This is a genomic window from Aminobacter sp. MET-1 (assembly GCF_026521175.1).
Taxonomy (GTDB): domain Bacteria; phylum Pseudomonadota; class Alphaproteobacteria; order Rhizobiales; family Rhizobiaceae; genus Aminobacter.
In genome coordinates, this window is sequence record NZ_JAMSHL010000033.1 from 18,753 (window position 1) to 44,073 (window position 25,321).

Sequence of the window (25,321 nt, forward strand, 5' to 3'; positions counted from 1 at the left end):
ATAAAATTGTTGTCAATGGATACAATCTCTGCCATCAGCACGATGACTGCGCGCGCCTGCGCCAATGAAGGAGCCTCCCATGACCAAGCCGTCAAATTATGAAAGCGTCGCCGGCCTCTCGGTGCATCCGGCCCTGCGCGCCTTTGTCGAAGGCGAGGTGCTGCCCGGCGCCCGTCTCGAGCCGTCGGCCTTCTGGACCGGGCTGTCCGCCATCATCGCGGAACTGGCGCCGCGCCACCGCGAGCTGCTGGCCGTGCGCGACGACCTCCAGGCGAAGATCGATGCCTGGCATATCGAGCGGAAAGGCAAGCCGCACGACGCGGCCGCCTATGAACAATTCCTGCGCGACATCGGCTATCTGGTGCCGGCGCCGGCCGCCGACGCCTATCAGGTGGCGACCAAGAACGTAGATGCCGAGATCGGCACGCTCGCCGGCCCGCAGCTGGTCGTGCCGCTGTCCAACGCACGATATGCGCTGAATGCCGCGAACGCGCGTTGGGGTTCGCTTTACGACGCGCTCTACGGCACCGACGCCATCCCTGAGACCGACGGCGCCGAGAAGGGCAAGGCGTTCAATCCGACCCGCGCCGGCCGCGTCATTGCCCGTGTCCGCGCCTTCCTCGACCAGGCCGTGCCGCTCACCAAGGGCAGCCATGCCGACGCCACGAGCTATGTCGTCGAGCGCGGCAAGCTTGAAGTGACGCTTGCAGACGGCTCGAAGACCGGCCTGCAGTCGGCCGCACAATTTGCCGGATTCACCGGCCCTCGCCACGAGCCTAAGAGCGTGCTTCTGATCAACAACGGCCTGCACATGGAGCTGGTCATCGACCGCGAGCACGCGGTCGGCCAGCTCGACTCGGCAGGCATCGCAGATGTCGTCATCGAGGCGGCGATCTCGATCATCATGGACCTCGAGGACGCGGTTTCGGCGGTCGACGCCGAGGACAAGGTCACCGTCTACCGCAACTGGCAGCGCCTGATGGATGGCAGCCTGAGCTCGGAATTCAGCAAGAGCGGCAGGACCGTCACCCGCAAGCTGGTCGAAGACCGCGTCTTCACCGCGCCCGGCGGCAGCGAGCTTGTCCTGCACGGCCGCTCGACCATGCTGGTGCGCAATGTCGGCCACCACATGTTCACCGACGCCGTGCTCGACGAAGCAGGTAACCCGGTGCCCGAGGCGATCCTCGATGCGGCCATCACCGTTGCCAGCGCCGCGCAGGATATCCGCGGCGAAAACGCCGTGCGCAACAGCCGCACCGGCTCGGTCTATGTGGTGAAGCCCAAGATGCACGGCCCCGACGAAGTCGGCCTGTCCGATCTGCTGTTCAAGCGCATCGAGGAGCTCGTCGGCCTGCCCAAATACACAATGAAGATCGGCGTCATGGACGAGGAACGCCGCACATCGGCCAATCTCGCCGCCTGCATGTCCAAGGTGCGCGACCGCACGGTGTTCATCAACACCGGCTTCCTCGACCGCACCGGTGACGAGATCCACACCTCGATGGAAGCAGGCCCGATGATGCGCAAGGCCGAGATGGCGTCTGCCACCTGGCTCACGGCCTATGAGGCGAACAATGTCGATGTCGGCATTGCCCGCAACCTGCCCGGCCGCGCCCAGATCGGCAAAGGCATGTGGGCGGCGCCCGACCAGATGGCCGCGCTGCTCGACAAGAAGATCGCCCATCCGCGCGCCGGTGCCAGCACCGCCTGGGTGCCGACGCCGACGGCAGCGGTGCTGCATGCCATGCACTATCACTTCGTCGCCGTCGCATCCGTGCAGGACGGACTGCGCGGCAAGGATCAGGCGTCGTTGACCGACCTGCTGACCATTCCGCTGGCAACCCGCGACTACAGCGCCGACGAGATCAAGGCCGAGCTCGAAAACAACCTGCAGGGCCTGCTCGGTTATGTCGTGCGCTGGGTCGGCCAGGGCGTCGGTGTCTCTACCGTGCCCGATCTCGACGACGTCAGGCTGATGGAAGACCGCGCGACACTGCGCATTTCGTCCCAGCATGTCGCCAACTGGCTGCATCACGGCATTGTTGGTGAAGAGCAGGTGCGCGAGACGATGCGGCGCATGGCTTCCGTGGTCGACCGGCAGAATGCCGACACCGAAGGTTACAAGCCGCTGGCCCCCGGCTTCGACAGCCCGGCCTTCAAAGCCGCCGAGGATCTGGTGTTCACCGGCCGCACCCAGCCCAACGGCTACACCGAGCATGTACTGCATATCAGGCGCCGCGAGGCCAAGGCACTGTCGGCCTGAGCTCGAAGCGGAAATACGAAAGGCCCCGTTTCGACGGGGCCTTTTGCTTTGGTGCGTCGCTGCATCAGGTTGCGTGCTTCGTGCTGCTGATGGAATGTCACGCCAGCAGCAAATCGGCCGGAGGTGCGTCATGGGCGCTGGCATCCATCACATCACGCTCATCACCCGCAAGGTGCAGGCCAATGTCGACTTTTATGTCGGCTTCCTCGGGCTCCGGCTGGTCAAGCAGACCGGCGGCTATGAGGACACAACCCAGCTGCACCTGTTTTATGGCGACGGTGCCGCCAATCCCGGCACGCTGATCACCTTCCTGGTCTGGGAGGACGGCGCTCAGGGACGCATCGGCCACGGGCAACCGAGCGAGATTTCGCTCGCCATCGACCCCCAAAGCACCGGCTTCTGGCTGACGCGGGCGCTGTCGCACCACGTCGAGATTTCTGGCCCTACAGAAGAGATGGGCGAGCCGACGCTCAGGCTGAAGGACCCTGACGGGGTGATCGTCAAGCTGGTGGGCGTAACAGGTTTTCCCGTCCCTTCAGGCTGGGACGGCTCGACCGTACCTTCGGAACATGCCATCCGCCGTATCCGTGGTGCCACCATCATGACCGAGGTGCCGGAGCTGACCGAGAGCTTTGTCGCCAGGCATTTTGGCTATCGGCAGGACAAGAGCACCGAGTTCATCCGCCGGCTGATTTCGGATTCCGGCGACATCATCGACATCAGGGACGCCAAGGGCTTTTGGTCAAGCGCACCGGGCACCGGCACCATCGACCACATCGCCTTCCGCGCTCGAGATATCGCAGAGGTGGAGCGGGTGCATGGCGAGCTGGGTTCGTCCAATTCCTCGATCACCAACGTGCACGACCGCAAGTATTTCTACTCGCTCTATGTGCGCGAGCCGGGCGGCACGTTGATCGAGCTGGCAACCGACGCGCCTGGAATGGCTGTGGACGAAGCCCCGGAAGAACTCGGCACGCATCTGTTCGTGCCGCCCGACCGCGCCGACAAGATCGACGAGCTGAAAACGATGCTGCCACAGTTTTCCTGGCCCGGCGAAGAGCGCGTCATCTATCGCGAGCTGCCATTCGTCCACCGCTTCTACACGCCCGAAAACCCCGACGGCACGACCATCGTGCTGCTGCACGGCTCGGGCGGCAACGAAACCAGCCTGTTGCCCTTCGCCGCCAAGGCAGCGCCCAACGCCACCTTGCTGGCACTGCGCGGCCGCGCCACCGACGAGGGCACGCCACGCTGGTTCCGCCGCTTCTCGGCAAACAAATTCGACCAGACCGACATTGCCTCGGAGACCGAGGCGCTGGCCGCCTTCATCGACGGCGCCATCGAGGCCTACCGGCTCGACCCTGCCAAGCTGGTATTCCTCGGCCATTCCAACGGCGCCAACATGCTGGCCGCCACCATGCTGTTGCACCCACATGTCATCCGCCGCGCGGCATTGCTGCGCGCGGCGATGGTGCTTGAACGGCCACCGGCGGCCGACCTGTCGGATGCCGAGGTGCTGCTGATCACGGGCGACGTCGATGTGTTCAGCAATTTTGGCCCCGAACTGGCCGGGTTGCTGCGCCAGGCGGGCGCCCAGATCGACGCTCGCACCATCTCCTCCGGGCATGCCTTCGAGGCTGCCGACATCGAGAGCGTCAGGGCGTGGCTGGCCGCTCGCGGGCTCTAGTGGCGAGACCCTGCCAGACTACGCCAGAGGTTTGAGCCTCGCCTCGATCGCGGCCCGCTTGCCCTCGAGGAACGGCGGCAGCGACAGGCGCTCGCCGAGCGTCTCCATCGGCTCATCGACGGCAAAGCCGGGGCCGTCGGTGGCGATTTCGAACAGCACCCCGGCGGGTTCGCGGAAGTAGAGCGAGCGGAAATAATAGCGCTCGACCTCGCCGCTCGATGGCAGGCGGAACTCCTGCAGCCGCGCCGTCCATTGATGGATCTGCTCGACGTCCGGGGTGCGGAAGGCCACGTGGTGGACGCCGCCAGCACCCTGCATGGCCGGGTTGAGCTTTGGCTGGACGGCGACATGCAGCTGGGCAGCCGGCCCGCCCTCGCCCATCTCGTAGACATGTACCTGACCTTCGCCATCTGGCGAGGCGAAATCCCTGACCTTGCGCAGGTTCATCACTCTGGTCAGCACCAACTCGGTGTTTGCGAGGTCGGGCACGCTGATGGTGATCGGTCCTAGGCCCCTGATCTGGTGCTCTGCTGGAATGGTGCTGGCAGACCATTCATTGGCCGGACCCTTGCCGCCATCGTCGACCAGCCGCAGGCGCTGGCCCTCGGGGTCCTCGAAATCGACTGATTTGTGGCCGCCGATCTCCCTGATATCCGATGTCTCGATGCCCTTGGCCGCAAGATGCTCGCGCCACCACGACAGCGACGCCTCGCCCGAAACGCGCAAGCCGGTGCGGCAGATGCTGTGGGTGCCGCGGCGCTCGCGTCCCACCGGCCAGTCGAAGAAGGTCAGGTCCGAGCCGGGACTGGCCTTTCCGTCGGCGTAGAACAGGTGATAGGCGCTGGTGTCGTCCTGGTTGACCGTCTTCTTGACCAGCCGCATGCCCAGCATCTGCGTGTAGAAGCGCAAATTGCCGGGTGCGTCGGCGGTGATCGCGGTCAGATGGTGAATGCCCGTCAGTTGCAGCGTCATCGGAGCCTCCTGTTACCGGGAAGGCCTAGAGATAGCGCCTTTATGCCGGGGCGGCCACGCTCAATATTGCTCGCGCGGCAAATGCACAACGAGGCCGTCGAGGGCAGCCGACATCTTGAGCTGGCAGGTGAGCCTGCTGCGCTCGGTCGGGTTCATCAGGCATTCGATCATGCCCTGCTCGGAATCGTCAGGCGCTGCCAACTTTCCGGTCCAGGTTTCGTCAACATAGCAATGGCATGTGCCGCAGGCGCAGGAGCCGCCGCATTCGGCGAGGATTTGGTCGATGCCATTGGCGACAGCCACCGACATGACGCTCTGGCCTTCATTGGCCGTGAGTTCGGTTGCCTGGCCGTCGGCGTCGACGAAGATTACGCGATACATGAAATTTCTCCTTGATCAGGCCGGGGTCAGCGTCAGGTGCAGCGCCTTGGGGCCGCGCACGGACAGGCCGGGCTTGTATTGGGGCTCGGCTTCGGCGAGCGAGATCGACTTCAGCCGCTTGATCAGCGTGGTGAAGATCACCTCCATGTCCAGGCGCGCCAGATGGTTGCCGAGGCAGAAATGGGCACCGCCGCCGAAGGCGAGGTGGCGGTTGGGGTTGCGGCCGACATCGAAGCTGCCGGCGTCGTCGCCGAAGGCCCAGGGGTCGCGATTGGCCGCGCCGTAGAGCAGGCCGAACTTGGTGCCGCGCGGAAACGCCCTGCCGCCGACGACGCAGTCGGTGGTCGAGTAGCGGTGGAAGAAGGGCAGCGGTGACTCGAACCGGAACATTTCCTGGATCGCGGTGTGGATCAGGCCCGGATCCTGGCGCAGCCGCTCCATCTGGTCGGGGAAGCGCAGCAGCGCGTGCATGCCCGAGCCGAGCACGTCGATGGTCGAACCGTGGCCTGCCATCAGGATCAGCATGCAGGTCGAGACCAGCTCGTCCTCGTTGAGGTGACCCGCGTCCTGAGCCGCGATCAGGCGGGTGATCAGGTCCTCCTGCGGCGCCGCGCGGCGCTCGGCCATCAGCTTCTGGAGGTAGTGGTAGAACTCGGTGGTCGCCTGCTCGGCCAGCGCCTTGCGCTCGTCGGTACGGTTGATGTCGAAGAACTGCACGACCTTTTCCGACCAGCCGCGCAGCTGCGGACAATCCTCATCAGGCACGCCGAGCACGCGGCCAATGATGTGGCCCGGCACCTGGGAGGCGAGATCCTCGACGAAATCGATCTCGCCTTTGTCGATCAGGCTATCGACCAGCTTGTCGACGAAGCTCTGGATCATGCCGCGCTGGCGGGCAATGAAGGCGGGCGTGAACTCGCGGAACACCTGTTTGCGCAGCCGATCGTGTACCTCACCATCGCTGTCGAGCATGGAAAACTGAACGAAGCGCTCATGATGCGGCATGCCGAGCCAGTTCTGTAGCCGCTTCTGCTCATGCACCTCCTCGGCCGACATGAAGAACTCGGGCGAACGCACCATCGAGTTGTCGCGGGCGATGCCGGCAACGTCGTCGAAGCGGGAGACCAGCCACATGTCGAAGTCGGGGAAAAACTGAGGCTCGCCCATGTCGCGCAGTGCCGCATAGGCAGGATAGGGATTCTGGGCGAAGGCGCTGGACAGCGGCTCGAATGCCGCGCCTGATACGCTTGCCTTTGGGGTAGCGGTCGCCATCTGGTCGCTCCAACTTACATGGATAGCCGCCGCAATGCGGCAGCCTGCCTTAGGCTAGCGGCAACGGTGCCGATATGAATGCACCGAAGTCGCGCCTTGATGGATAAAACTCGCATCGTCGTGGGCATGCCGCTACAACGCCAGCAACGGACGAGCTGACCGGCCTGCGCAAAAATGACCGAAGACCATCGTGACGAGATCCTGTTTCACACGCCAGGCCGGCATGCGGAGGCCTATCCTTACAAGATCCTCGTTGCCGGGCGCACGCGCTTCACCGCCGAGGACGGGCTGGTGACGCGCCGCTTCCACCACCACACGCTGATTCTTTCCCTGTCCGGCCGCGGCCTGATCGAGGTTGCCGGACAGCGCTTTGCCGCCCAGGCCGGCAGCGTCGTCTGGCTCGACACGGCGATGCAATATGCCCATGGCTGCAACGCTGACGCCGACCATTGGAACTACCTCTGGATGAGCATCGATGGCCATGGCCTCGACGCGGTGTTCGCCTTCCTGCGTGTCGGACAACAGCCGGTCTTCGTAAGCTCCAGCCCAGCCGAGCCGCTGTTCGAGCAGGCGCTTGCCAAGCTTGCCCATCGCAGCCAAACCACCGACGCGCTGTCGAGCGCCATAGTCAGCCAGTTGGTGGCACTTCTGGTTGCCGAGCGCGGCGAGCAGGAGGAAGACAGCGGCGAGCGCGTCCAGCGGCTGATGCGGGCGCTCCGGGCCGACATCGCCCGCAACTGGCAGATCGAAGACATGGCCGACATCTCCAGTCTCAGCGCCTCGCAGTTGCACAGGCAGTTCCGCCAGAAGACGGGCACCACACCAATGGACTGGATTCGCCACGAGCGCATGAACCTCGCCAAGCGGCTTTTGACCTCCACAGACGCCAAGATATCAGCAGTGGCCTTGAGTTCCGGCTATGCCGATCCCTACCATTTCAGCCGAGACTTCCGGCGCATATCAGGCCAGTCGCCAAGCGAGTTTCGGCGCGCGAGAGGTCAATAGCGCGCGAGGGTGCTGTCGCCATATCTGGACCATGACCTGCCCGTCGACAGGCCCCGCCAATTCGGGCAGGTTGAGGCAAACCTGCCCGCCACTCCGAGTACGAGCCAACCGACATGACATCGAAGCCAGCCGTTTACGAATTCAACGCGGCGATCGTGCGCGAGCCGGCACGCTCGGTGGTCAACGGCCTGCGCGCCGACGACCGCGGCAATCCGACATATGAGGGCGTGAGAGCTGAGCATGCGGCCTATATCGCGGCGATGCGGGCGGCGGGCGTCGAGGTGACTGTGCTGCCGGCGCTGGAAGCGTTTCCAGATTCGATCTTCGTCGAAGACCCGGCGCTCGTTTTCCCGGAGGGTGCTGTCCTGCTCCGGCCCGGCGCCGAGACGCGGGTCAAGGAAACCGCAGAGATCACGCCGACGCTGAAGGCGATGTTCGACACTGTGCTCGACCTGCCCTCACCGGGCTACGCCGACGGCGGCGACGTGCTGACGACGCCCAAAGGCGTGATGATCGGCCTGTCGGCCCGCACCGACCGCGCCGGCGCAGAAGGGCTGATCTCGAGCCTCGAGCGTCTTGGACGCAAGGGCGAGATCGTGCAGACGCCCGAAGGCGTGCTGCATTTCAAGACCGACTGCTCGTTGCTCGACGACGAAACGATGCTGACCACCGAAAGGCTGGGCCACTCGGGCGTGTTCTCGGGCTTCCGGCAAGTGACAATACCCGCCGGAGAGGAGCCGGCGGCCAACGCGCTGCGCGTCAACGGCGTGGTGATGGTGGGCTCTGACTATCCGCGCACCATCGAGATGCTGGACCTGCTCGGCTACACCGTCGTGCCACTGAAGACGACCGAGATCGGCAAGATCGACGCCGGCCTGTCTTGCATGTCGCTGCGCTGGCATCGCGGCACCGCTTGAGCGCGTCGGCGCCGCCAATGGGCTGACGCGGCGCGTTCACTTGCCCGTGAGTTGAAGCACGCCTACGCAACAATTGTCGGCCACGCTGCGTATTCTCTCCTGTACCCACCGACGCCAGGGGTTCGCCAGCGTGCCGATCCGACCCGGCATCGGCTGAAGATCAGGGAGTGTCCAATGCTCAAGCTGCTTTCAACCGCATGGAGTAACAACGCCAGCCGCATTGTCCTGCTGGGTATGGCGGGAGGCCTCGCGCTCCTGCTTGCCCCCGCCAAGGCGGAGGAGGGCATCGCCATTCCGGCGCCTGCCTTGGACGAGCCGGCAAATGGCAGTTCGGAAACGGCAGTACTGGCCGGCGGCTGCTTCTGGGGGGTGCAGGGCGTGTTCCAGCACGTGACTGGCGTCCGCAATGCGGTTTCAGGCTATGCCGGCGGCGACAAGCAGACGGCGCAATATGAGACTGTCGGCACCGGATCGACCGGTCATGCCGAATCGGTCAAGATCACCTTCGACCCGCGCAAGATCAGCTACGGGCAGATCCTGCAGATCTATTTCTCGGTTGCGCACGATCCGACCCAGCTCAACCGCCAGGGACCTGACAGCGGCATGCAGTACCGCTCGGCGATTTTCCCCGTGACTGCCGAGCAGGCGAAGGTCGCGAAAGCCTATATTGCCCAGTTGGATGGGGCCAAGACCTTCGACCGGGCCATTGCCACGAAGGTGGAGCCGGGACACGCATTCTATCCGGCGGAGGGATACCATCAGGACTTCCTCGCCCTGAACCCGACCTATCCTTACATCGTCTACAACGACCTGCCGAAGATCGAGAATCTCAAGCGGCTTTTCCCCGGCAGCTACCGCAGTGACCCGGTCCTGGTTTCGGAAGCCAAGGCTTCGAATTGACGAAACGGGCGGCGGCTGGCGCCAAGTAAGCGCCGCCGCCCTCCTTCAACGTTCGACGCTGCGTTCAATCCCTCAGAAGATCGAACATGAGCTTGAAGAAACGGTCGGCATCGACTTCGTAGGCAATGCGGGCGTTGTCCTTCTCGCCACGTTCGCCCCAATAGTCGGCAACCGTCGCGCCGAAGGTATGGGTGCCCGTCAGGTCCACGGCAATATGTGCCGGCCGGGTCTTGACCAGCGTCGGATCGATCGCCAGCGCAAGGGCCAGCGGATCGTGCATGGCGCCGCCGACGCCCATCGAGTTGCGGTGCAGCTTCTCGTAGAACAGTAGCCAGTCGTTGACCAGCTTGCCCAGCGGCGTGTCGATGGTGGCGAGCTCGGCATACTGCTCTTCCTCGACCAGCACCTGCATGGTGACGTCAAGGCCGACCATCAGGATGGGTACGCCGGAATCGAGCACGATCTTCAGTGCCTCCGGGTCGCAGAAGGCGTTGAATTCGGTCGGCGTGATGATCTCGCTCTTGCGGAAGAACACGCCGCCCATCCAGATCAGCTCCTTGATCTTGGGCAGCACCTCGGGGTGCTTGAGGATCAGGAGGCCGATGTTGCAGAGCGGGCCGGTGGCGACGACGAGCAGCGGCTCGGGCGATGCCAAAAGCTTCTCGGCAAGGAAGTCGACCGCATGCTGGTCGACCGGCTTGATGGTCGCCTGCGGCAGATAAGGGGAGCCTTCGAGGCCGCTCGGGCCGTCAGCGGTGCCGAGCACCAGTGGCCGTGCCAGCGGGCGATGGCAGCCGGCCGCGACCGGCACGTCGCCGGCGCCTATGTATTCGAGGATGCGCAGGGCGTTGGTGGTGGTCTTCTCCAGCTCGGCATTGCCGCAGGTGGTGGTGACGCCGAGCAGATCGATGGCAGGCGAACGATGCGCCATGACGAGTGCGATGGCGTCGTCGTGGCCGGGGTCGCAGTCGAAGAGAATGGGTGTAGCTGTCATGATGTCACTCTTCACTCCGCCGCCAGGTCGAAGCGCGCGATGGTTTCTTTGAACATGTCGAGGAAGCGGCGACCGTCGAGGTCGATGCCGATGCGCGTGGTCTTGGGGCCGCCGCCGGGCAGGATCTGGAAGCCGCGGTAAGCGACCGTCTGGCCGCGCGAGACAGTGCCATCGATCAGCACGTCGACGAACAGCGGCTCGGTCAGCGTCGCGAGTTCGGGGTCGAAGGCCAGCGCGACAGTGATGACGTCGTCGAGCGGGAAACCGACGAGACCGAAGAACTCGCGCCAGATGTCAATGTAGATCGGGAACACGTCGGCGATCATGTCGAGAACCGGATTGTTCTCGGCCCTTGCCTGCATGTCGGCAATGTCGTCACGCGTCAGCATGGAGGTGGCGACGCGGTTGTCCTCGCAGATGTCGAGCGGCACCAGGATCTTGTCGACCTCGGCGTTGAGCACGATGCGCGACGCCTCGGGATCGGCCCAGACGTTGTATTCGGTCACAGGCGTGATGTTGCCCGGAGTGGTGAAGGTGCCGCCGAGCACGATCAGGCGCTTCAGCGCACCGGCGATCTTCGGCTCCTGCAGCAGCGCCATCGCCGCATTGGTCAGCGGGCCGGTGGTGACGAGCGTGATCTCGCCCGGACTGGCCATCACGGTCTTGATGATGAAATCGACGGCGTGGCCGGGGTTCGCCTGGCGCCTTGGCGTCGGAGCCGGCGGGTTGAATTTCTTCAGGCGGTCGCCGAAGCGGGCGGTGAGCGTCTTTTCGAAGTGAACAGGCGCTTCCATCGCCGCCTTGGAATGGCCGACGATCGGCCGCCAAGCGCCGGCATAGACAGGAATGTCGTCGCGATTGGCAAGCGACAGCGTGTTGAGCACGACATTGGTGACCTGCTCGATGGGACCGGCAGCACCGGTGCAGGTGGTCACTGCCTCCAGCTTCACGTTCGGATTGGCCGCGGCAAACAGCACGGCGAGAATGTCGTCGCCAGCCGAATCCACGTCGAGGATGATGCGTTCCATGGTCTTGATGCGATCCTTCAGCGTCAGTTGGTGCCGGTCCCAGCCGGCTTGTTCTCGACGGAGAGCAGCTTCTTCATGCTCTCCAGTGTTTCGCGGATGATCTTCGGCCGGCTGCGGTAGGACAACGCAAACAGCGCCACCAGGGCCACCAGATAGGGCACCGCCAGGATCAGGTAGGAGGGGAAGCCGAAGGTCTGGAGGCGCAGCGAGAAGGCGTCGGCAAAACCGAACAGCAGACAACCCGCCAGCACCTTGAGCGGATCGCCGGCCGAGAAGATCAGGATGGCAACGGCCATGAAGCCGCGGCCCGACGACATGTTCTCGGTGAACATGGTGATGTAGCCGAGCGACAGATGCGCACCGGCAAGGCCGGCCAGCAGGCCGCACAGCAGCGAGGCGGTGTAGCGCACCCGGGTGATGGAGATGCCCAACGCCTCGGCTGCCTCGGGCTTTTCGCCGACGACGCGGATATAGAGGCCGAGACGCGTGCGCTTGTAGAACAGCACCAGAAGCGGCACCGCGATGAAGGCGAGATAGACCATCGGCGTGAAGCCGTTGATCAGCGGCGCCCAGGAGCCGAACAGGTCGCGGGCGCCGGGAATCTGTACCTTGGGCAGGCCGACGATGCCCTGACCAACGATCGAGCCGCGCGTGCCGAAGATCGCCTTCATCAGCGAAATGGTCATGCCTCCGGCGAGGATGTTGAGCGCCAGTCCGACGACCACCTCATTGGCGCGGAAGCTGACCACCAGCACAGCAAATGCGAGGGCAAAGACGAGCGCCGCCGCAACGCCGCAGGCGACGCCGACCAGCGCCGAGCCCGACCAGATCGAGCCGAGCACGGCAAAGAAAGCGCCGACCAGCATCTGGCCCTCGAGTCCGATGTTGAAGATGCCGGCCTTTGTGGTGAACGATCCACCGAGCGCGACGAGCAGGATGGGTGCCGTCATCCGCAGCGTCGCGACCAACAGCGCGACGTTGAACAGGCTGCCTAGAACTTCCATCGACGCTCTCCTGCGGTGCTGTCGCCGCGGCGCTTCATCAAGACCTGCGCCGAGACACTGAGGATGATCAGGGCCTGGATGACGGTGATGATTTCACGCGATGCGTTGGTGTCGGTCTCAAGCAGCAGCGAACCGCTGCGCAAGGCGCCGAAGAACAGCGCGGTCACGATGGTGCCGATGGGCGAGCCGTTGGCGAGCAGTGCCGCTATCAGGCCATCGAAGCCGAAGCCTGGCGCGAAACCCTCCATGAAGCGGTGGTGGACGCCAAGCGTCTCGATGCCGCCGGCAAGACCGCCGACTGCGCCCGAGGCCAGCAGCACGAGGAAACCCTGGCGCTTGACGTCGATGCCGCCATATTCGGCGAATTTCGGTGCCGAGCCGACCATCGAGATCGAGTAACCCTTGGCGGTGTAGCGGAAAAACCAGGCGACGAAGAGTGCCAGCGCCAGGCCGATGACCAGGCCCCAGTTGAGGCGCGAGAAGGAAAACAGCTCGGGCAGGTAGGCCGTGGGCAGGATCGGCGGGGTCTCCGACCAGCCGCCGGGACGTTTGAACAGGAAGATGGTGAAATAGGAGGTCAGCAGCACAGCGACGTAGTTCGACAGGATGGTCGAGACCACCTCGTTGGTGTTATAGCGGGCGCGAAAATAGGCCGGGATCGCGACCCAGGCGGCACCTGCGAGCACAGCCACGGCCATGCCGACCACGACATGCAGGCCGGCCGGCAGCGGCAGGGCGAAGCCGACCCAGGCAGCGGCGAAACCGCCGAGGAAAAGCTGGCCCTCGATGCCGACATTGAACATGCCGCCGCGCAGGCCGATGCAGGCGGCAATGCCGCAGATCAGGATCGGCGTCGTCTGCAACAGCGTGCCGGCGATCTTGGACTGGTCGCCGAACGCACCCTTGAGCAACGTCATGAGCACCTTGACCGGGCTTTCGTCGATCAGCACGATGATCACCGCGCCGAGCGCAAGCGCAATCGCCACGGCAATGATCTGGCCATAGAATGCGCGCAGTCTGTCGCTCATGCCGCCACCTCGCCGGTCGCGGCGTCAACTTCCAGGCCTGCCATCATCATGCCGATCCTTTCGCTGTCGGCGCTGTCGCCGTCGACCTCGCCCATGATGCGACCGTTGAACATCACCAGGATGCGGTCGGCCAGAGTGAGCAGTTCGTCGAGCTGCACCGAAATGACGAGCACGGCGCGGCCGGCGGCACGCTGGCGCATGATCTCGTCGTGAATGGATTCCTGCGCGCCGATGTCGACGCCGCGCGTCGGCTGGTCGATGAGCAGGAAGTCCGCCTCATTGGTGAATTCGCGCGCCAGCACCACCTTCTGGATGTTGCCGCCCGACAGCCGCTTGACCGTGTCCTCGGGACCGCGGGCACGGATGTCGAAGCGCTTGATCATCTCGACCGCCCGGCTGGCGGCGGCGCGCCAGTCGAGCACGCCGTTGCGGCTCCACGGCGCCTTGGACTGGCGGCCCATCAGAAGATTGGACGAAATCGAGGCGCTGCCGTCGACGCCGCGCACCAACCGGTCGCCGGGCACATGAGCGAAGCCCGCATCGCGGATTTCGGCCGGCGACAAATCGGTGAGCTCGCTGCCTTTGAGCCTGGCCGAGCCATGGCTTGCCGGGCGCAGGCCGGACAGCACTTCCGCCAGCTCGGTCTGGCCGTTGCCGGCGACACCGGCGATGCCGACAATCTCGCCGGCGCGAACCGTGAAGCTCGCATCGCGCAGCGCCGGCAGGCGGCGGTCATCGCGAGCCCAGAGGTTGTTGACGTCGAGAACGATCTCGCCTGAAACCTTCTCGCGCGGACGGCGATCGAAGCTGACGTCGCGGCCCACCATCATGCGGACCATGTCGCCCTTGGTCAGCTCTGCCGTCGGGCGGGTTGCGACATGCTTGCCATGGCGCAGCACGGTCACCGTGTCAGACACTTCCATCACCTCCTCGAGGTGATGCGAGATGAAGATGACCGTCATGCCGCCGGCGACGAAGCCGCGCAGCGTCTGGAACAGCTCGCGGCTCTCCTGCGGGGTCAGCACCGCTGTCGGCTCGTCGAGGATAATGGTGCGGGCACCCCGCGCCAGCACCTTCAGGATTTCGATGCGCTGCTCGATGCCGACCGACAGCAGCGACACGCGCTCTTCCGGGTCGACCTTGAGGCCGAAGCGCTCGGACAGCTCGCGCGTCTTCTCGATCTGGGCGGTGTGGTCGATCAGGCCGTTGCGGCGGATTTCCATGCCAAGGAACACGTTCTCGGCGACCGATAGAGACGGCACCAGCTTGAAGTGCTGGTGCACCATGCCGAGCCCGGCATCGATCGCGGTGGCCGGGTCGGCAACGACCGTTTCCTTGCCGTTGAGAACGATCTTGCCTTCGTCGGGCTGCAACAGGCCGAAGAGGATGTTCATCAGCGTCGTCTTGCCGGCGCCGTTCTCGCCGATGATGGCGTGGATCTCGCCGCGCCTGACGGAAAGATTGACGTCTTCATTGGCGACGAAGGCGCCGAAACGCTTGGTGATGCCGATCAATTCGACGGCAGTTTCGGCAGTTGCTGCCTTATCTTCCGTCCTGGCTGGCGACGTGTCCGACACGATTGCCTCGCAGCTTGAGTCCGATCCGCCCCGCACTGGCGGGAGCCGACCCATCTCTACCTGATTTTTGGGAAAAGATTAGCTCCGGAAGCCGGGGGGCCGGCTTCCGGAATCAAGGCTGCGCCTTACTTGTGGCGCTCGACCTTGATCGAGCCGTCGGTGATGCCCTTCTTGATCTCGTCAAGCTTGGCGGTCACCTCGTCCGGGATGGCGATGTCGTCGCAGACCTTCACCTCGACGCCGCCAGAGGCGAGGTCGAAGGTGTGGGTGCTGCCTGCCTCGACCTTCTTGCCTTCGACTTCGCTCTTGATCAGGCTGTAGACGGCGACGTCGCCGCGCTTCAGCATCGAGGCGAGCACGTTGCCAGGGGCAGAGCTGCACATGTCGATGTCGACGCCGATCGAGTACTTGTCGGCGGCGGCGCTCGCCTGCATCACGCCTTCGCCCGTCGGGCCGGCGACGTTGTAGACGATATCTGTGCCCTGGCCATAGAGCGCCAACGCCAGCTCGCTGCCCTTCGCCGGATCGTCGAAGGTACCGGCGAAGACCGAGTTCACCTTGACTTCAGGCGCGGCATATTTCGAGCCCTGCTCGTAGCCGCCGAGGAAGTTGCGGATGACGGGGATGTCGCGGCCGCCGACGAAGCCGATGGCCTTGCCGTCGCCGATCTTGTCGAAGGCGCTGCCCTGGTTCTCGACCATGCCGGCGAGCGCGCCGGCAACAAAGGAACCCTGCTCCTCAGCGAAGTTGGCGTAGACGATCTTCTTCGAATCGAGCACGCCATCGATGAAGACGAAGCGCTGGTTCGGATAGGCTTCGCTGGCCTTGGTCAGCGCATCGACCAGTTCCCAGCCCATGACGAAGATCAGGTCGTACTGGCCGCCCTTGGCGAGGTTGGCGAACTGCTCTTCATAATCGAGCGCGCGGTTGCCGGTGTCGACGAGCTTGAGATCGATGCCGAACTCGTCCTTGGCCTTGTTGAGGCCGTTGACGATCGAAATGCCGAAGCCCTGCGCGAAGTAGCCGGAGATCGCCGCCACGGACACCTTGTCCTGGGCTGCGGCCGAGCCGAGCGAAGCAGCAAGGGCCGCGCCGGCGATAATGCATTTACGGAATACGCTCTTCATCTCAACTCCCCGATGTGAAGCATCACCAGCAAAGGGCCTCTCTCCTCGACGCCCAAAACTTGTTGGTGGTCATATGACTTTATGGGCGGTCCAACGAACTGTCAATCGGCCAGCGAACGTCCGAAATCGCTGTGAACAATCGCCGCGGCGGCGGTTTCACGCATCCTGCTTGACAAAAACGGCGGATGGATAATTGTTGATACTCTAACAAGTTTTCAGCCCACCGGAATGGAGCAGTCGATGCCGGACGTTGTCGTCAGGAAGTTGGTCGTACAGGTCGAGGAAATTTTTCATGAGGGCGGGCCGGTGCGGGCCGAACCGGTGAAGCGCGGCACGGTGATGGCGGTGGTCGCCAACCCCTATGCCGGCCGCTATGTCGAGGACATCCAGCCCTTCATGGAAGATCTGAAGCCGCTCGGCGTCGAGATGGCCACCAAGCTGCTTGCCGCGCTCGGCGGCGATGCCTCTGCCATCGAAGGCTATGGCAAAGGCTCGATCGTCGGCGGCGGCGGCGAGCTCGAACACGGCGCGCTGTGGCACAATCCCGGCGGCTACGCTATGCGCGAAGCCCTCGGCGGCGCCAAGGCCATCGTACCGTCGAGCAAGAAGGTCGGCGGTCCCGGCGCCCGCATCGACATCCCGGTCACCCACGTCAACGCCTCCTATGTCCGCAGCCATTTCGACGCCATCGAAGTCGGCATCAACGACGCGCCGCGCGCCAACGAGCTGGTGCTGGTGCTGGCCATGACGACAGGCGCGCGCGTGCATGCCCGCGCCGGCGGCCTCGACGCCAAGGACATCAAGGGCGAGGACGGACTGCGATGAGCGCCCTGATCCGCCGAATCATCACCGTCGTTGAGGAGGTCCGCGACGAAGGCGGCAAGCCGGTCGATCCGCCGACCAGGCGGGCCGCAGCCGTTGCCGTCATCACCAACCCCTATGCCGGCAAATATGCCGACGATCTCGCGGAACTCATGGCGATCGGCGAGGAGCTGGGCGACATCCTGCCGCGCCGCGCAGTCGCAGCACTCGGCATTCCGGGCGACCAGGTCGAGAGCTTCGGCAAGGCGGCGGCCGTCGGCGCCGAGGGCGAGCTGGAGCATGCGGCAGCGATCTTACATCCGAAGCTCGGCGCGCCGTTCCGCACCATCCTCGGCAAGGGTGCGGCGCTTATTCCGTCATCCAAGAAGCGCGGCGGCATGGGCATAGCGCTCGACATTCCATTGGGCCACAAGGACGCCGCCAAGGTCCGCAGCCACTTCGACGGTATGGAAGTGCGCATCCCCGACGCTCCGCGCGACAACGAGATCGTGGTGGCGATCGCCGTCACCGATTCGGGTCGCCCCCATCCACGCGTCGGCGGCCTGACCAAGGACAAGGTCGTCGGCATCGACGGCGTGAACTGAGGCCCCCTGTTCCAATAGGCAGAGTTCCAATGGGCAAAAAGCCGGACGGACACAGTCCGCCCGGCTTCCGAGGCAGGCTCTAGATCGCCTGGCCTACGTCGATACGGTTTCCATCCGGGTCCTCGAATACGAACGCTCGCAGGCCATAGTCCTTGTCCTGAAGGCCCTTGATGATCCTCAGCCCATGTTCCTTGCAAACCGCATGCAGGGCATCGACATCGTCCACCATCAGGTGGGCAACATTGAAATGCGCGGCCTTGTGGCCGGGCTGCAGCGTCAGATGCAACTCACCCTGGTCGCGCTTCAGGATCATGAAGCCGACGGGACTTCCGTTTTCGAAGATTTTCGTGAAGCCGAGAACCTTGGTGTAAAAGTCATGGGCCTTGCCCATGTCCTTTACGGGCATCATGGCGGCAATTCGTCCGAACCGGACACCGTGATCGGCGATATCGTTCATCGCAGAGCCTCTGATTGCAAAGTCGCGATCACTCTCCGGACGGTGCCGGCAGATTTGATGCGCTTTGTTGTTTGAATCAGCAGGACGGTGCCCACGCGGCAAAGTCTATCCTGTGCCGGTCTCCAGCGAAACAGGCAGTATGTACGCCGTCGCGAATATCGCGATCGGCGCTTGCAGCCGGGTTTTGCGGCGTCGCCGCGGCCAAATCAGGACGCGACGATCTCGGGCACGCGAATCGCCGGCGGAGTGTTGCGGCTGCGGGCGGTGCGGACGATGCCGTCGACCATGATCATGCCGATGCCGGGCAGGTTGCCGAGCGCAAGGCTCTCGAGGAAATCCTTGCCGATGCCGCCGGCCGCCTGGTCCATGAACACCAGGTCGGCTGCACGGCCGGCCTCGATGAGGCCGCGATCGTCGAGATTGCGCACACGTGCCGTGTTGCCGGTGGCGAAGCAGAAGGCGACTTCGGTCGGCACGTCGCCGAGCGAAGCGAGATGACAGATGGTCCTGAGGATGCCGAGCGGCTGCACGCCCGAGCCGGCCGGGCCGTCGGTACCGAGGATGACGCGCTCGAGGATGTTGCGCTGCTTGGCGATGCCGAGCACGAACAGGCCGGTGCGCAGGTTGCCGTTGTGAACGATTTCGAGGCCGCGCGGGCTTTCCTCGCAGATGCGGCGAATCTCATCGTCGGGCAACGCCGTCGGGCCGCCATTGATGTGCGCCACCACGTCGGCATCTACCTCGAGCACGACGTCGGCGCCGATGCGGCCTGAACCCGGGATCGACGGGCCGCCGGTATGGGTCATCGAGGTCATTCCATATTTGCGCGCCCAGGCGATCATCCGGCGACCGGTGGGGCCGTCCTTGACCCCACCGAGCCCGACTTCGCCGATCAGCGTAACGCCGGCCTCGGCGAGTTCGCGGAAATCGTCCTCGGTCATTTCAGGCTCGAGCACCGGCGCGCCGGCGATGATCTTCATGCCGCTGGGGCGGAAATTGGCGAAGCTGCGCTGGGCCGCGATGGCGAGCGCCTTGATGCCCACAATATCCTTGGGACGGCCGGGGTAATGCGCCTCGCCGGCGGAGATGATGGTGGTGACGCCGCCATGCAGCGTCGAGTCGATCCAGCCGATCTGGTTCTGGCGCGGCGTCCAGTCGCCGGCGACCGTGTGGACATGGTTGTCGATGAGACCAGGTGTGACGACACAGCCCTGCGCGTCGATGACACTGTCGGCATTGGCGAGGTCGAGATCTACAGCCTTGCCGACGGCTGCGATGCGGCCATCCAGAACCACGATCGCATCGGCATCGAGGATCGGCCGGGCGATATCGCCGCTCAGCAGCAGGCCGATATTGCGGATGACCAGTTTTCCCTTGGCATCCTTGGTTTGCGGGTCATGCGCCATCGCGTGCGTTCCTTGCGTAGTCTCGGGCATGAAGCAGGCGCTCCGGCCGCCGGCCGGCAAAAACGCGCGCTTCGGAGGGGGTGTTTCGGTGTGCTAGCCGGTCATTTGCCTTCGGCGCCGGGTTCGTCGCCGCTGATGCGCTGGAGCAGCCTGAGCAGGGTCACCTGTTCGGCCGCCGACAGCGGCGACAGGAGGCGCTGGCCGACCTCGACGCTGCGCTCGAGTCGCTCCAGCGTGTAGCGCACGCCCTCGTCGGTCAGGGCGATGATCGCCAGCCGCTGGTCAGTCTGCGAGGGGCTGCGCTTGATCAGCCCCTGCTTCAGCAGCTTGCGCACCACCAGGCTGATGGTTGAGGGATCCATCGCCGTCATGCGGCCGAGATGGTTCTGCGACACCTCGCCATGGCGCAGCACGGTGGCCAGTGCGGCGAACTGCGTCGGCGACAGGTCCTCGCCGGCCATCACCTGCTGGAAGCACAAGGTGGCGCGCTGGTGGGCGCGGCGCACGACGTGAGCGGGGTGGACGTCAAGGTCGTAGCCGGTATCGGCATAGAGCGCCATCGCTTCCTCGCGGCTCAGCGGCTCGTCGCCGCTGGACTTGATCTTGGACTTCTGGGCTTCGTCGAGGGTTGTCACGGCGTGCTTTCAACTCCAGGCTTGAAACCCCGGACCCTGGCTTGCGGCCCGGTCACGCGGCGATGCTTGTGTTCTCGACATAGGCGCCTTCGCGGAACGCCTTCACCACAGCGGCAGCATCGCTGACCACGCCGAAATGGGTCGAGATGTCGTAAAGCGTGCTTTCCTGCTCGCGCGGGCCGGTGGCGGCACAGCAGTCAGCCGGCACCACGACCTCGTAGCCGTTGAAGAAGGCGTCATGCACGGTGGAGCGCACGCAGATATTGGTGACCACGCCGAAGACGATCAACTGGTCGACCATCATGTCCTTCAGCGTCATATCGAGGTCGGTCTGGAAGAAGGACGAGTAGCGCCGCTTGATGACGTGAATCTCGTCGTCGCGCGCGCCGAGGTCATCAATGATCTCGACACCCCAGGTGCCTTCGACGCAATGCGGCGTGCGCTTCACCCATTCGCGGTCGCGGCGCATGTTGCGGCGGTGCGCATCGTGCACCCAGATGACCGGTGCGCCAGCAGCGCGGGCAGCCTCGATGACGGCGAGCTGCGGTGCGACCAGCGTCTCGTATCCGGGCAGCACCATTGCCCCGCCGGGCTTGCAAAAGTCGTTGACCATGTCGACGACGATGACGGCCGCCCGCTTGGGGTCGAGCGCGATGCCGCCGTCCTGCCTGTGCGACGAGAAGCTGTCCAATGTCATGATCCTACCTCCCCGGCAGATTGCCGATTGTTGGTGGTCATACAAAAAACCGTGGCGACGTCCAAGTCAATCCTCTGGCAGCAACTTGTCACAGTAGAGCACGATTCTCGGGCGCTGGAACCGCTATTTTCGGAGAAGATCATTCGCGAACAAGACGTTAGAGCCTGATAGCGGATCGGACCAGCGACTATCGCGCCAAACGACAGGCTCGGCAGATGGCGCGACGTCCGATGATCCCACCCAGCGGCGGTTGCGGCGGCAGGCCAAAGCGCATCAAGCTGACGGGCCTCGACGGCGCCAACAACACCTTGACAAGCGGGCCGGATTGCGGTGTCCGATTGTTTGACTACAAACAATATTCACGGCCAGACGAGAGGAGCCCCTGATGAAAATCGTCGTCACCGGATCGAGCGGACTGCTCGGCAGCCATGTCGCCGGGGCCATGGTGGACGCCGGCCACGAGGTGCTCGGAATCGACGCCATACCGCCGGCATCGGGCAGTTGGGCACATGTCAGCGCCGACCTCACCGATCTCGGGCTGACCCTGCAGTTGATCCGCGACTGCGATGCGGTGGTCCATATCGCCGCCATTCCGCGTCCGCTGGGCAAGGCGCCGGCCGAGGTGTTCCGCACCAACATGGCGATTGCCTACAACGTCATCGAGGCAGCGGCGCTGTCGCGCGCCACCCGCCTTGTCTACGCCTCGTCCTTCAGCGTGCTCGGCTATCCCTTCGCCGAGAATTTCGTCGCTCCCACCTACTTGCCAGTCGACCAGGATCATCCCATCGGCGCGCAGGACGCCTACGGCCTGTCGAAATGGCTGGGTGAGGAGATCGTGGAAGCTGCCGTGCGGCGCGGCGCGTTTTCGGCCATCAGCCTGCGCATGCCGTGGATCCAGACACCGCAAAGCTTCTTTGGCAGCATCGGACCCCGCCGCGAGCTTGCCGATTCGGCTCGCGACCTCTGGGCCTATCTCGACGCCCGCGACGCCGCCGAGGCCTTCATCAAAGCACTCACCTGGACCGGCGAAGGCCATTTGCGCACCTTCCTCAGCGCAGCCGACACCTATTCGGAAGAGCCGACCGCCGATCTGGTCCTCCACGCCTTCCCGAACACGCCGCTCAAGCGGCCGCTCACCGGCCATGACGCGGTTATCGACAATGTCCACGCCCGCGAAACGCTCGGTTTCAAGCCGCGCCACAGCTGGCGCTCATACGGCAAATAGCAGGGGACGACGATGAAGCGCTTCGACAACAAGGTTGTTCTGGTCACCGGCGGCGGCGGCGCCATCGGCAGTGCAGCGGTGCGCCGTTTTGCGGAGGAAGGCGCAAAGGTTGCGGTCGTCGATCTCGACGCTGCCCGGGCCATGGAGGTCGCTTCCGCCCTTGACGACCGCGCGCTTGCCATCACCGCCGACGTCGCCGACGAAACACAGGCCAATGACGCAGTGGCAAAGACCGTCGCCGCCTTCGGCCGCCTCGATGCGGTGTTCAACAACGCCGGCATCTCCGGCAAGGTCGCACCCGTCCACGAACTGCCTGTCGAGGACTGGGACCGGATCGTGCGCATCAATCTGCGCAGCATGTTCCTGGTGCTCAAGGCCTCTGTGAAGGCAATGATCGACCAGGGCATCGAAGGCTCGATCGTCAACATGGGCTCGTCGATGGCCGGCTGGGACGTGCTTGCGGGTGGGGCCGGCTATGCCTCGACCAAGCACGGCGTTGTCGGCCTCACCCGGGTCGCCGCCCTCGACGCCGCGCCTTGGGGCATCCGCGTCAACGCCATCTGCCCCGGCGTCATCGAAACGACGCTGGGCGTGCCTGCCGCCGATCGTGCCGGCTACCTCCAGGGCATCCAGCGCTTTGCCGACCGCATCCCGCTGCGCCGCATTGGCCAGCCCGAGGACGTGGCCGCAGCAGTCGCCTTCCTCGCCTCGAACGAAGCGCGCCACATCACCGGCGTAGACTGGCTGATCGACGGCGGCCAGACGCTGCAAAGCTGGGCCAACGCCCCCGAAGCCCAGGCTTTCCCACGCCATGTGAAGCCGGAGTAACATAGGGTTGCGGACTATCGGCCGGTTGCCCGCCAATCCGCAGCCTTTTCCGTCCTATGAATGGCATGCAGGTTACTCTAAAATAGCAGGCGACCTCATCGAAGAAAATCGTGCTGTTCGAGCTTCGCCATATGAAACCTGCAAGTCTGCCGCCGCTGAGCTTCAGCCGATCTGAAAGGCCTGATGTCGATTTGTTTCCGGTCATGCTGTGTAAGACAGGGTTGAAGACAACTCAAAGGCTGCAAGTTCAATCGAAATTGTCGGTCTGGCGATGAAGAAGCCCATATTCAATGCGGGAAAGCGCGGCATCCTGCTTGCCGCCGGGGCCTTGGTCGCTGCCGTGGCCCTTGGAGTTCGCGTGGCTCTTCCATCCCTGAAACAGGGCACGAGCGCACCCGACCCCGATCTCCTGGCGCTCTACGCCAAGCCGGTCCAGCCTCCCTCCGGAGGGGAGAGGGTTTTCCATCTCGGACACAGTCTCGTCGGCCGCGACATGCCAGCCATGCTGGCGCAGCTTGCCGGTCCGGGCCATCGTTATGAACTGCAGCTCGGATGGGGCACCTCCCTGCGCGACCATTGGGAGCTGCAAACAAAAATCGCCGGCTTTGCCAAGGAGAACGCAACCCCGCGCTACCGGGATGCGCGGGCCGCATTGGCCAGCGGCGAATACGACGCGTTCGTCATGACCGAGATGGTCGATCTGCGCGATGCCATCCGCTACCACGACAGCGTTCGCTATGCACCGAAATGGGCCGAGGCGGCTTTTGCCGGCAATCCCGACATCAAGGTCTATCTCTACGAGACCTGGCATGCGCTCGATGCACCCAAGGACTGGCTGAAGCGTTTTCCGACTGACTTGAAAGACCTCTGGGAAGCCGCACTGCTCTGGCCTTCGGTGCGCGCCACCGGACGCCCCATATATCTCATCCCGGCAGGCCAGGTGATGGCCCGGCTCGTCGCGGAAGTGGAAGCGAGCCCGGAGGGCATTGGCGGCCTGCGGAACCGGCAAGGGCTCTTCGCGATCGCCGCCGATGGCACGCAGGACCAGATCCATGCCAGCGACCTCGGTCTCTATCTGGTCGCGCTTACCCATTATGCGGTGCTCTATGCCAGGAGCCCTGTGGGCCTGCCGCACGAACTTCTGCGCGCCGACGGCACGCCGGCACAGGCGCCGTCGGCCGAGCTTGCAAGGCGTATGCAGGAAATCGTCTGGGACGTGGTGACCAGCCTGGAGCTGACCGGCGTCAAGGCTTCCGCCCAAAACTGATATCTTCAATCTGGCCAAGTGATCCCTCTCCGCGAAGCGACAGCGCTCCGCGGAGAGTTTATCGGCTGGTCTGGTGGCTCAACCCGACACGGCGTCGGCAATTGCCTTGCCGCAGGTTGTGGTGTCTGCCTTGCCGCCGAGGTCACGGGTGCGCAGTGCCTCGTTGGCGAGAACCTCCTCGATGGCCCTGACGATGGCATCGGCCGCATCGCGGTGGCCGAGATGCTCAAGCATCATCGCGCCCGTCCAGATCTGGCCGACAGGATTGGCGATGCCTTTGCCGGCGATATCGGGCGCCGAGCCATGCACCGGCTCGAACAGCGACGGGAATTTGCGCTCCGGGTTGATGTTGCCGGATGGCGCTATGCCGATCGTGCCAGTGCAGGCCGGGCCCAGGTCGGAGAGAATGTCGCCGAACAGGTTCGATGCCACCACCACGTCGAAGCGGTCGGGATTGAGCACGAACTGGGCGGCGAGGATGTCGATGTGATACTTGTCCCAGCGCACGTCGGGATAGTGCCTTGCCATTTCTTCCACGCGCTCGTCCCAGTAGGGCATGGTGATCGAGATGCCGTTCGACTTGGTCGCCGAGGTCAGGTGCCTGGCGTCGCGGCGCTTGGCCAGGTCGAAGGCATAGCGCAGGATGCGGTCGACACCGATGCGGCTCATCACCGTTTCCTGGATGACGACCTCACGCTCGGTGCCGGGATACATGCGGCCACCGATCGACGAATATTCGCCCTCCGTGTTTTCGCGCACGATGTAGAAGTCGATGTCGCCGGGCTTGCGGCCAGCCAGCGGCGAGCTGACGCCAGGCATCAGCCGCACCGGCCGCAAATTGACATACTGGTCGAACTCGCGCCGGAACTGCAGCAGCGAGCCCCACAGCGAAACATGGTCCGGCACCGTGTTGGGCCAGCCGACGGCGCCGAAGAAGATGGCGTCATGGCCGCCGATCCGGGCCTTCCAGTCCTCGGGCAGCATCGTGCCGTGCTTGAGGTAGTAGTCGCAGGAGGCGAAGTCGAAGACATCGAAGCCGATGTCGATCTTGAATTTCGACGCCGCTGCCTCGAGCACCCGCAGGCCTTCTGGCACGACTTCCTTGCCGATGCCGTCGCCAGCGATGACGGCGATTCTCAGGGTCTTGTCGCTCATGGTTGGTGTCGCCCTAATGCAGGATCTGGCTGAGGAAGAGTTTTGTGCGCTCGTGGCGCGGATGGTCGAAGAACTCGGCCGGGGTGTTCT

The 25,321-nt window shown here is 64.3% G+C and carries 24 protein-coding genes; 10 read left to right on the forward strand and 14 right to left on the reverse strand.

Annotated features, from left to right (window positions below; translation table 11 throughout):
* Positions 1 to 79 precede the first annotated feature (79 nt).
* Together NDO48_RS27400 and NDO48_RS27405 are read left to right on the forward strand one after the other, a co-directional pair.
* Complete coding sequence (locus NDO48_RS27400; RefSeq protein ID WP_267322761.1) at positions 80 to 2,263, forward strand: malate synthase G; 2,184 nt, start codon at positions 80 to 82, stop codon at positions 2,261 to 2,263.
* 130 nt (positions 2,264 to 2,393) lie between these two features.
* Positions 2,394 to 3,950, forward strand: coding sequence for a VOC family protein (locus NDO48_RS27405; RefSeq protein ID WP_267322762.1), 1,557 nt, complete (start codon positions 2,394 to 2,396; stop codon positions 3,948 to 3,950).
* A gap of 18 nt (positions 3,951 to 3,968) precedes the next feature.
* Here NDO48_RS27405 and NDO48_RS27410 read toward each other — a convergent pair whose 3' ends face one another.
* Genes NDO48_RS27410 through NDO48_RS27420 form a run of 3 tightly spaced genes read right to left on the reverse strand, consistent with a single transcriptional unit; the run spans position 3,969 to position 6,575 of the window.
* On the reverse strand, positions 3,969 to 4,922 hold the full coding sequence (locus NDO48_RS27410) for a ring-cleaving dioxygenase (protein ID WP_267322763.1): 954 nt from the start codon (positions 4,920 to 4,922) through the stop codon (positions 3,969 to 3,971).
* A 60-nt stretch (positions 4,923 to 4,982) separates the two neighbouring features.
* Positions 4,983 to 5,303: a 2Fe-2S iron-sulfur cluster-binding protein gene (locus tag NDO48_RS27415; protein ID WP_018430672.1), complete on the reverse strand. Its 321-nt coding sequence runs from the start codon at positions 5,301 to 5,303 to the stop codon at positions 4,983 to 4,985.
* Between the two features lie 15 nt (positions 5,304 to 5,318).
* Entirely contained in the window at positions 5,319 to 6,575 is a 1,257-nt protein-coding gene (locus NDO48_RS27420; protein ID WP_267322764.1) for a cytochrome P450, read from the reverse strand.
* A 174-nt stretch (positions 6,576 to 6,749) separates the two neighbouring features.
* Between NDO48_RS27420 and NDO48_RS27425 the strand changes: the two genes are divergently transcribed.
* The 3 genes from NDO48_RS27425 to msrA all read left to right on the forward strand — a co-directional run bounded on the left by NDO48_RS27425 (position 6,750) and on the right by msrA (position 9,397).
* A complete protein-coding gene (locus NDO48_RS27425) occupies positions 6,750 to 7,580 on the forward strand; it encodes a helix-turn-helix transcriptional regulator (protein ID WP_267322765.1) in 831 nt (276 codons plus the stop codon).
* 113 nt (positions 7,581 to 7,693) lie between these two features.
* The gene (locus NDO48_RS27430) at positions 7,694 to 8,497 is read left to right on the forward strand and encodes an arginine deiminase family protein (RefSeq protein WP_267322766.1); all 804 of its coding nucleotides are present in this window, start codon (positions 7,694 to 7,696) and stop codon (positions 8,495 to 8,497) included.
* Between the two features lie 174 nt (positions 8,498 to 8,671).
* Complete coding sequence (gene msrA / locus NDO48_RS27435) at positions 8,672 to 9,397, forward strand: peptide-methionine (S)-S-oxide reductase MsrA (protein ID WP_416377224.1); 726 nt, start codon at positions 8,672 to 8,674, stop codon at positions 9,395 to 9,397.
* A 64-nt stretch (positions 9,398 to 9,461) separates the two neighbouring features.
* Here msrA and NDO48_RS27440 read toward each other — a convergent pair whose 3' ends face one another.
* From NDO48_RS27440 to NDO48_RS27465, 6 genes are all read right to left on the reverse strand, one after another.
* Positions 9,462 to 10,391 (reverse strand): nucleoside hydrolase, encoded by a 930-nt coding sequence (locus NDO48_RS27440; RefSeq protein ID WP_416377225.1) that lies wholly within the window; start codon positions 10,389 to 10,391, stop codon positions 9,462 to 9,464.
* 11 nt (positions 10,392 to 10,402) lie between these two features.
* The gene (locus tag NDO48_RS27445) at positions 10,403 to 11,419 is read right to left on the reverse strand and encodes a nucleoside hydrolase (RefSeq protein WP_018430666.1); all 1,017 of its coding nucleotides are present in this window, start codon (positions 11,417 to 11,419) and stop codon (positions 10,403 to 10,405) included.
* Between the two features lie 23 nt (positions 11,420 to 11,442).
* Entirely contained in the window at positions 11,443 to 12,423 is a 981-nt protein-coding gene (locus NDO48_RS27450; protein ID WP_267322768.1) for an ABC transporter permease, read from the reverse strand.
* Positions 12,411 to 13,451, reverse strand: a complete 1,041-nt coding sequence (locus tag NDO48_RS27455; RefSeq protein WP_018430664.1) for an ABC transporter permease — start codon at positions 13,449 to 13,451, stop codon at positions 12,411 to 12,413. Before NDO48_RS27455 ends, NDO48_RS27450 begins: the two co-directional genes overlap by 13 nt.
* Entirely contained in the window at positions 13,448 to 15,028 is a 1,581-nt protein-coding gene (locus NDO48_RS27460; protein ID WP_267322769.1) for an ABC transporter ATP-binding protein, read from the reverse strand. The genes NDO48_RS27455 and NDO48_RS27460 overlap by 4 nt, the downstream gene beginning before the upstream one ends.
* Positions 15,029 to 15,153: 125 nt before the next feature.
* Positions 15,154 to 16,155 carry a BMP family lipoprotein gene (locus NDO48_RS27465; RefSeq protein ID WP_018430662.1) on the reverse strand — a complete coding sequence of 334 codons (1,002 nt, stop codon included), beginning with the start codon at positions 16,153 to 16,155 and terminating at the stop codon, positions 15,154 to 15,156.
* A gap of 240 nt (positions 16,156 to 16,395) precedes the next feature.
* Here NDO48_RS27465 and NDO48_RS27470 point away from each other — a divergent pair, with 240 nt between their 5' ends.
* On the forward strand, positions 16,396 to 16,980 hold the full coding sequence (locus NDO48_RS27470) for an amino acid synthesis family protein (RefSeq protein ID WP_026227736.1): 585 nt from the start codon (positions 16,396 to 16,398) through the stop codon (positions 16,978 to 16,980).
* Entirely contained in the window at positions 16,977 to 17,561 is a 585-nt protein-coding gene (locus NDO48_RS27475) for an amino acid synthesis family protein (protein WP_018430660.1), read from the forward strand. Before NDO48_RS27470 ends, NDO48_RS27475 begins: the two co-directional genes overlap by 4 nt.
* Positions 17,562 to 17,640: 79 nt before the next feature.
* Here the strand turns inward: NDO48_RS27475 and NDO48_RS27480 are convergent, their stop codons facing one another.
* The 4 genes from NDO48_RS27480 to NDO48_RS27495 form a co-directional block, all read right to left on the reverse strand.
* Entirely contained in the window at positions 17,641 to 18,018 is a 378-nt protein-coding gene (locus NDO48_RS27480) for a glyoxalase superfamily protein (RefSeq protein WP_267322770.1), read from the reverse strand.
* A gap of 206 nt (positions 18,019 to 18,224) precedes the next feature.
* Entirely contained in the window at positions 18,225 to 19,424 is a 1,200-nt protein-coding gene (locus NDO48_RS27485; protein ID WP_267322771.1) for an amidohydrolase family protein, read from the reverse strand.
* A gap of 101 nt (positions 19,425 to 19,525) precedes the next feature.
* On the reverse strand, positions 19,526 to 20,059 hold the full coding sequence (locus tag NDO48_RS27490) for a MarR family winged helix-turn-helix transcriptional regulator (RefSeq protein WP_018430657.1): 534 nt from the start codon (positions 20,057 to 20,059) through the stop codon (positions 19,526 to 19,528).
* 52 nt (positions 20,060 to 20,111) lie between these two features.
* A complete protein-coding gene (locus NDO48_RS27495) occupies positions 20,112 to 20,756 on the reverse strand; it encodes a cysteine hydrolase family protein (RefSeq protein ID WP_018430656.1) in 645 nt (214 codons plus the stop codon).
* Positions 20,757 to 21,141: 385 nt separating this feature from the next.
* Between NDO48_RS27495 and NDO48_RS27500 the strand changes: the two genes are divergently transcribed.
* From NDO48_RS27500 to NDO48_RS27510, 3 genes are all read left to right on the forward strand, one after another.
* Positions 21,142 to 21,981: an NAD-dependent epimerase/dehydratase family protein gene (locus NDO48_RS27500; protein ID WP_018430655.1), complete on the forward strand. Its 840-nt coding sequence runs from the start codon at positions 21,142 to 21,144 to the stop codon at positions 21,979 to 21,981.
* Between the two features lie 12 nt (positions 21,982 to 21,993).
* A complete protein-coding gene (locus NDO48_RS27505) occupies positions 21,994 to 22,809 on the forward strand; it encodes an SDR family NAD(P)-dependent oxidoreductase (protein WP_267322772.1) in 816 nt (271 codons plus the stop codon).
* A gap of 358 nt (positions 22,810 to 23,167) precedes the next feature.
* A complete protein-coding gene (locus tag NDO48_RS27510) occupies positions 23,168 to 24,076 on the forward strand; it encodes a hypothetical protein (protein ID WP_267322773.1) in 909 nt (302 codons plus the stop codon).
* A gap of 78 nt (positions 24,077 to 24,154) precedes the next feature.
* Here the strand turns inward: NDO48_RS27510 and NDO48_RS27515 are convergent, their stop codons facing one another.
* The gene (locus tag NDO48_RS27515) at positions 24,155 to 25,231 is read right to left on the reverse strand and encodes a tartrate dehydrogenase (RefSeq protein ID WP_018430652.1); all 1,077 of its coding nucleotides are present in this window, start codon (positions 25,229 to 25,231) and stop codon (positions 24,155 to 24,157) included.
* Positions 25,232 to 25,321 lie beyond the last annotated feature (90 nt).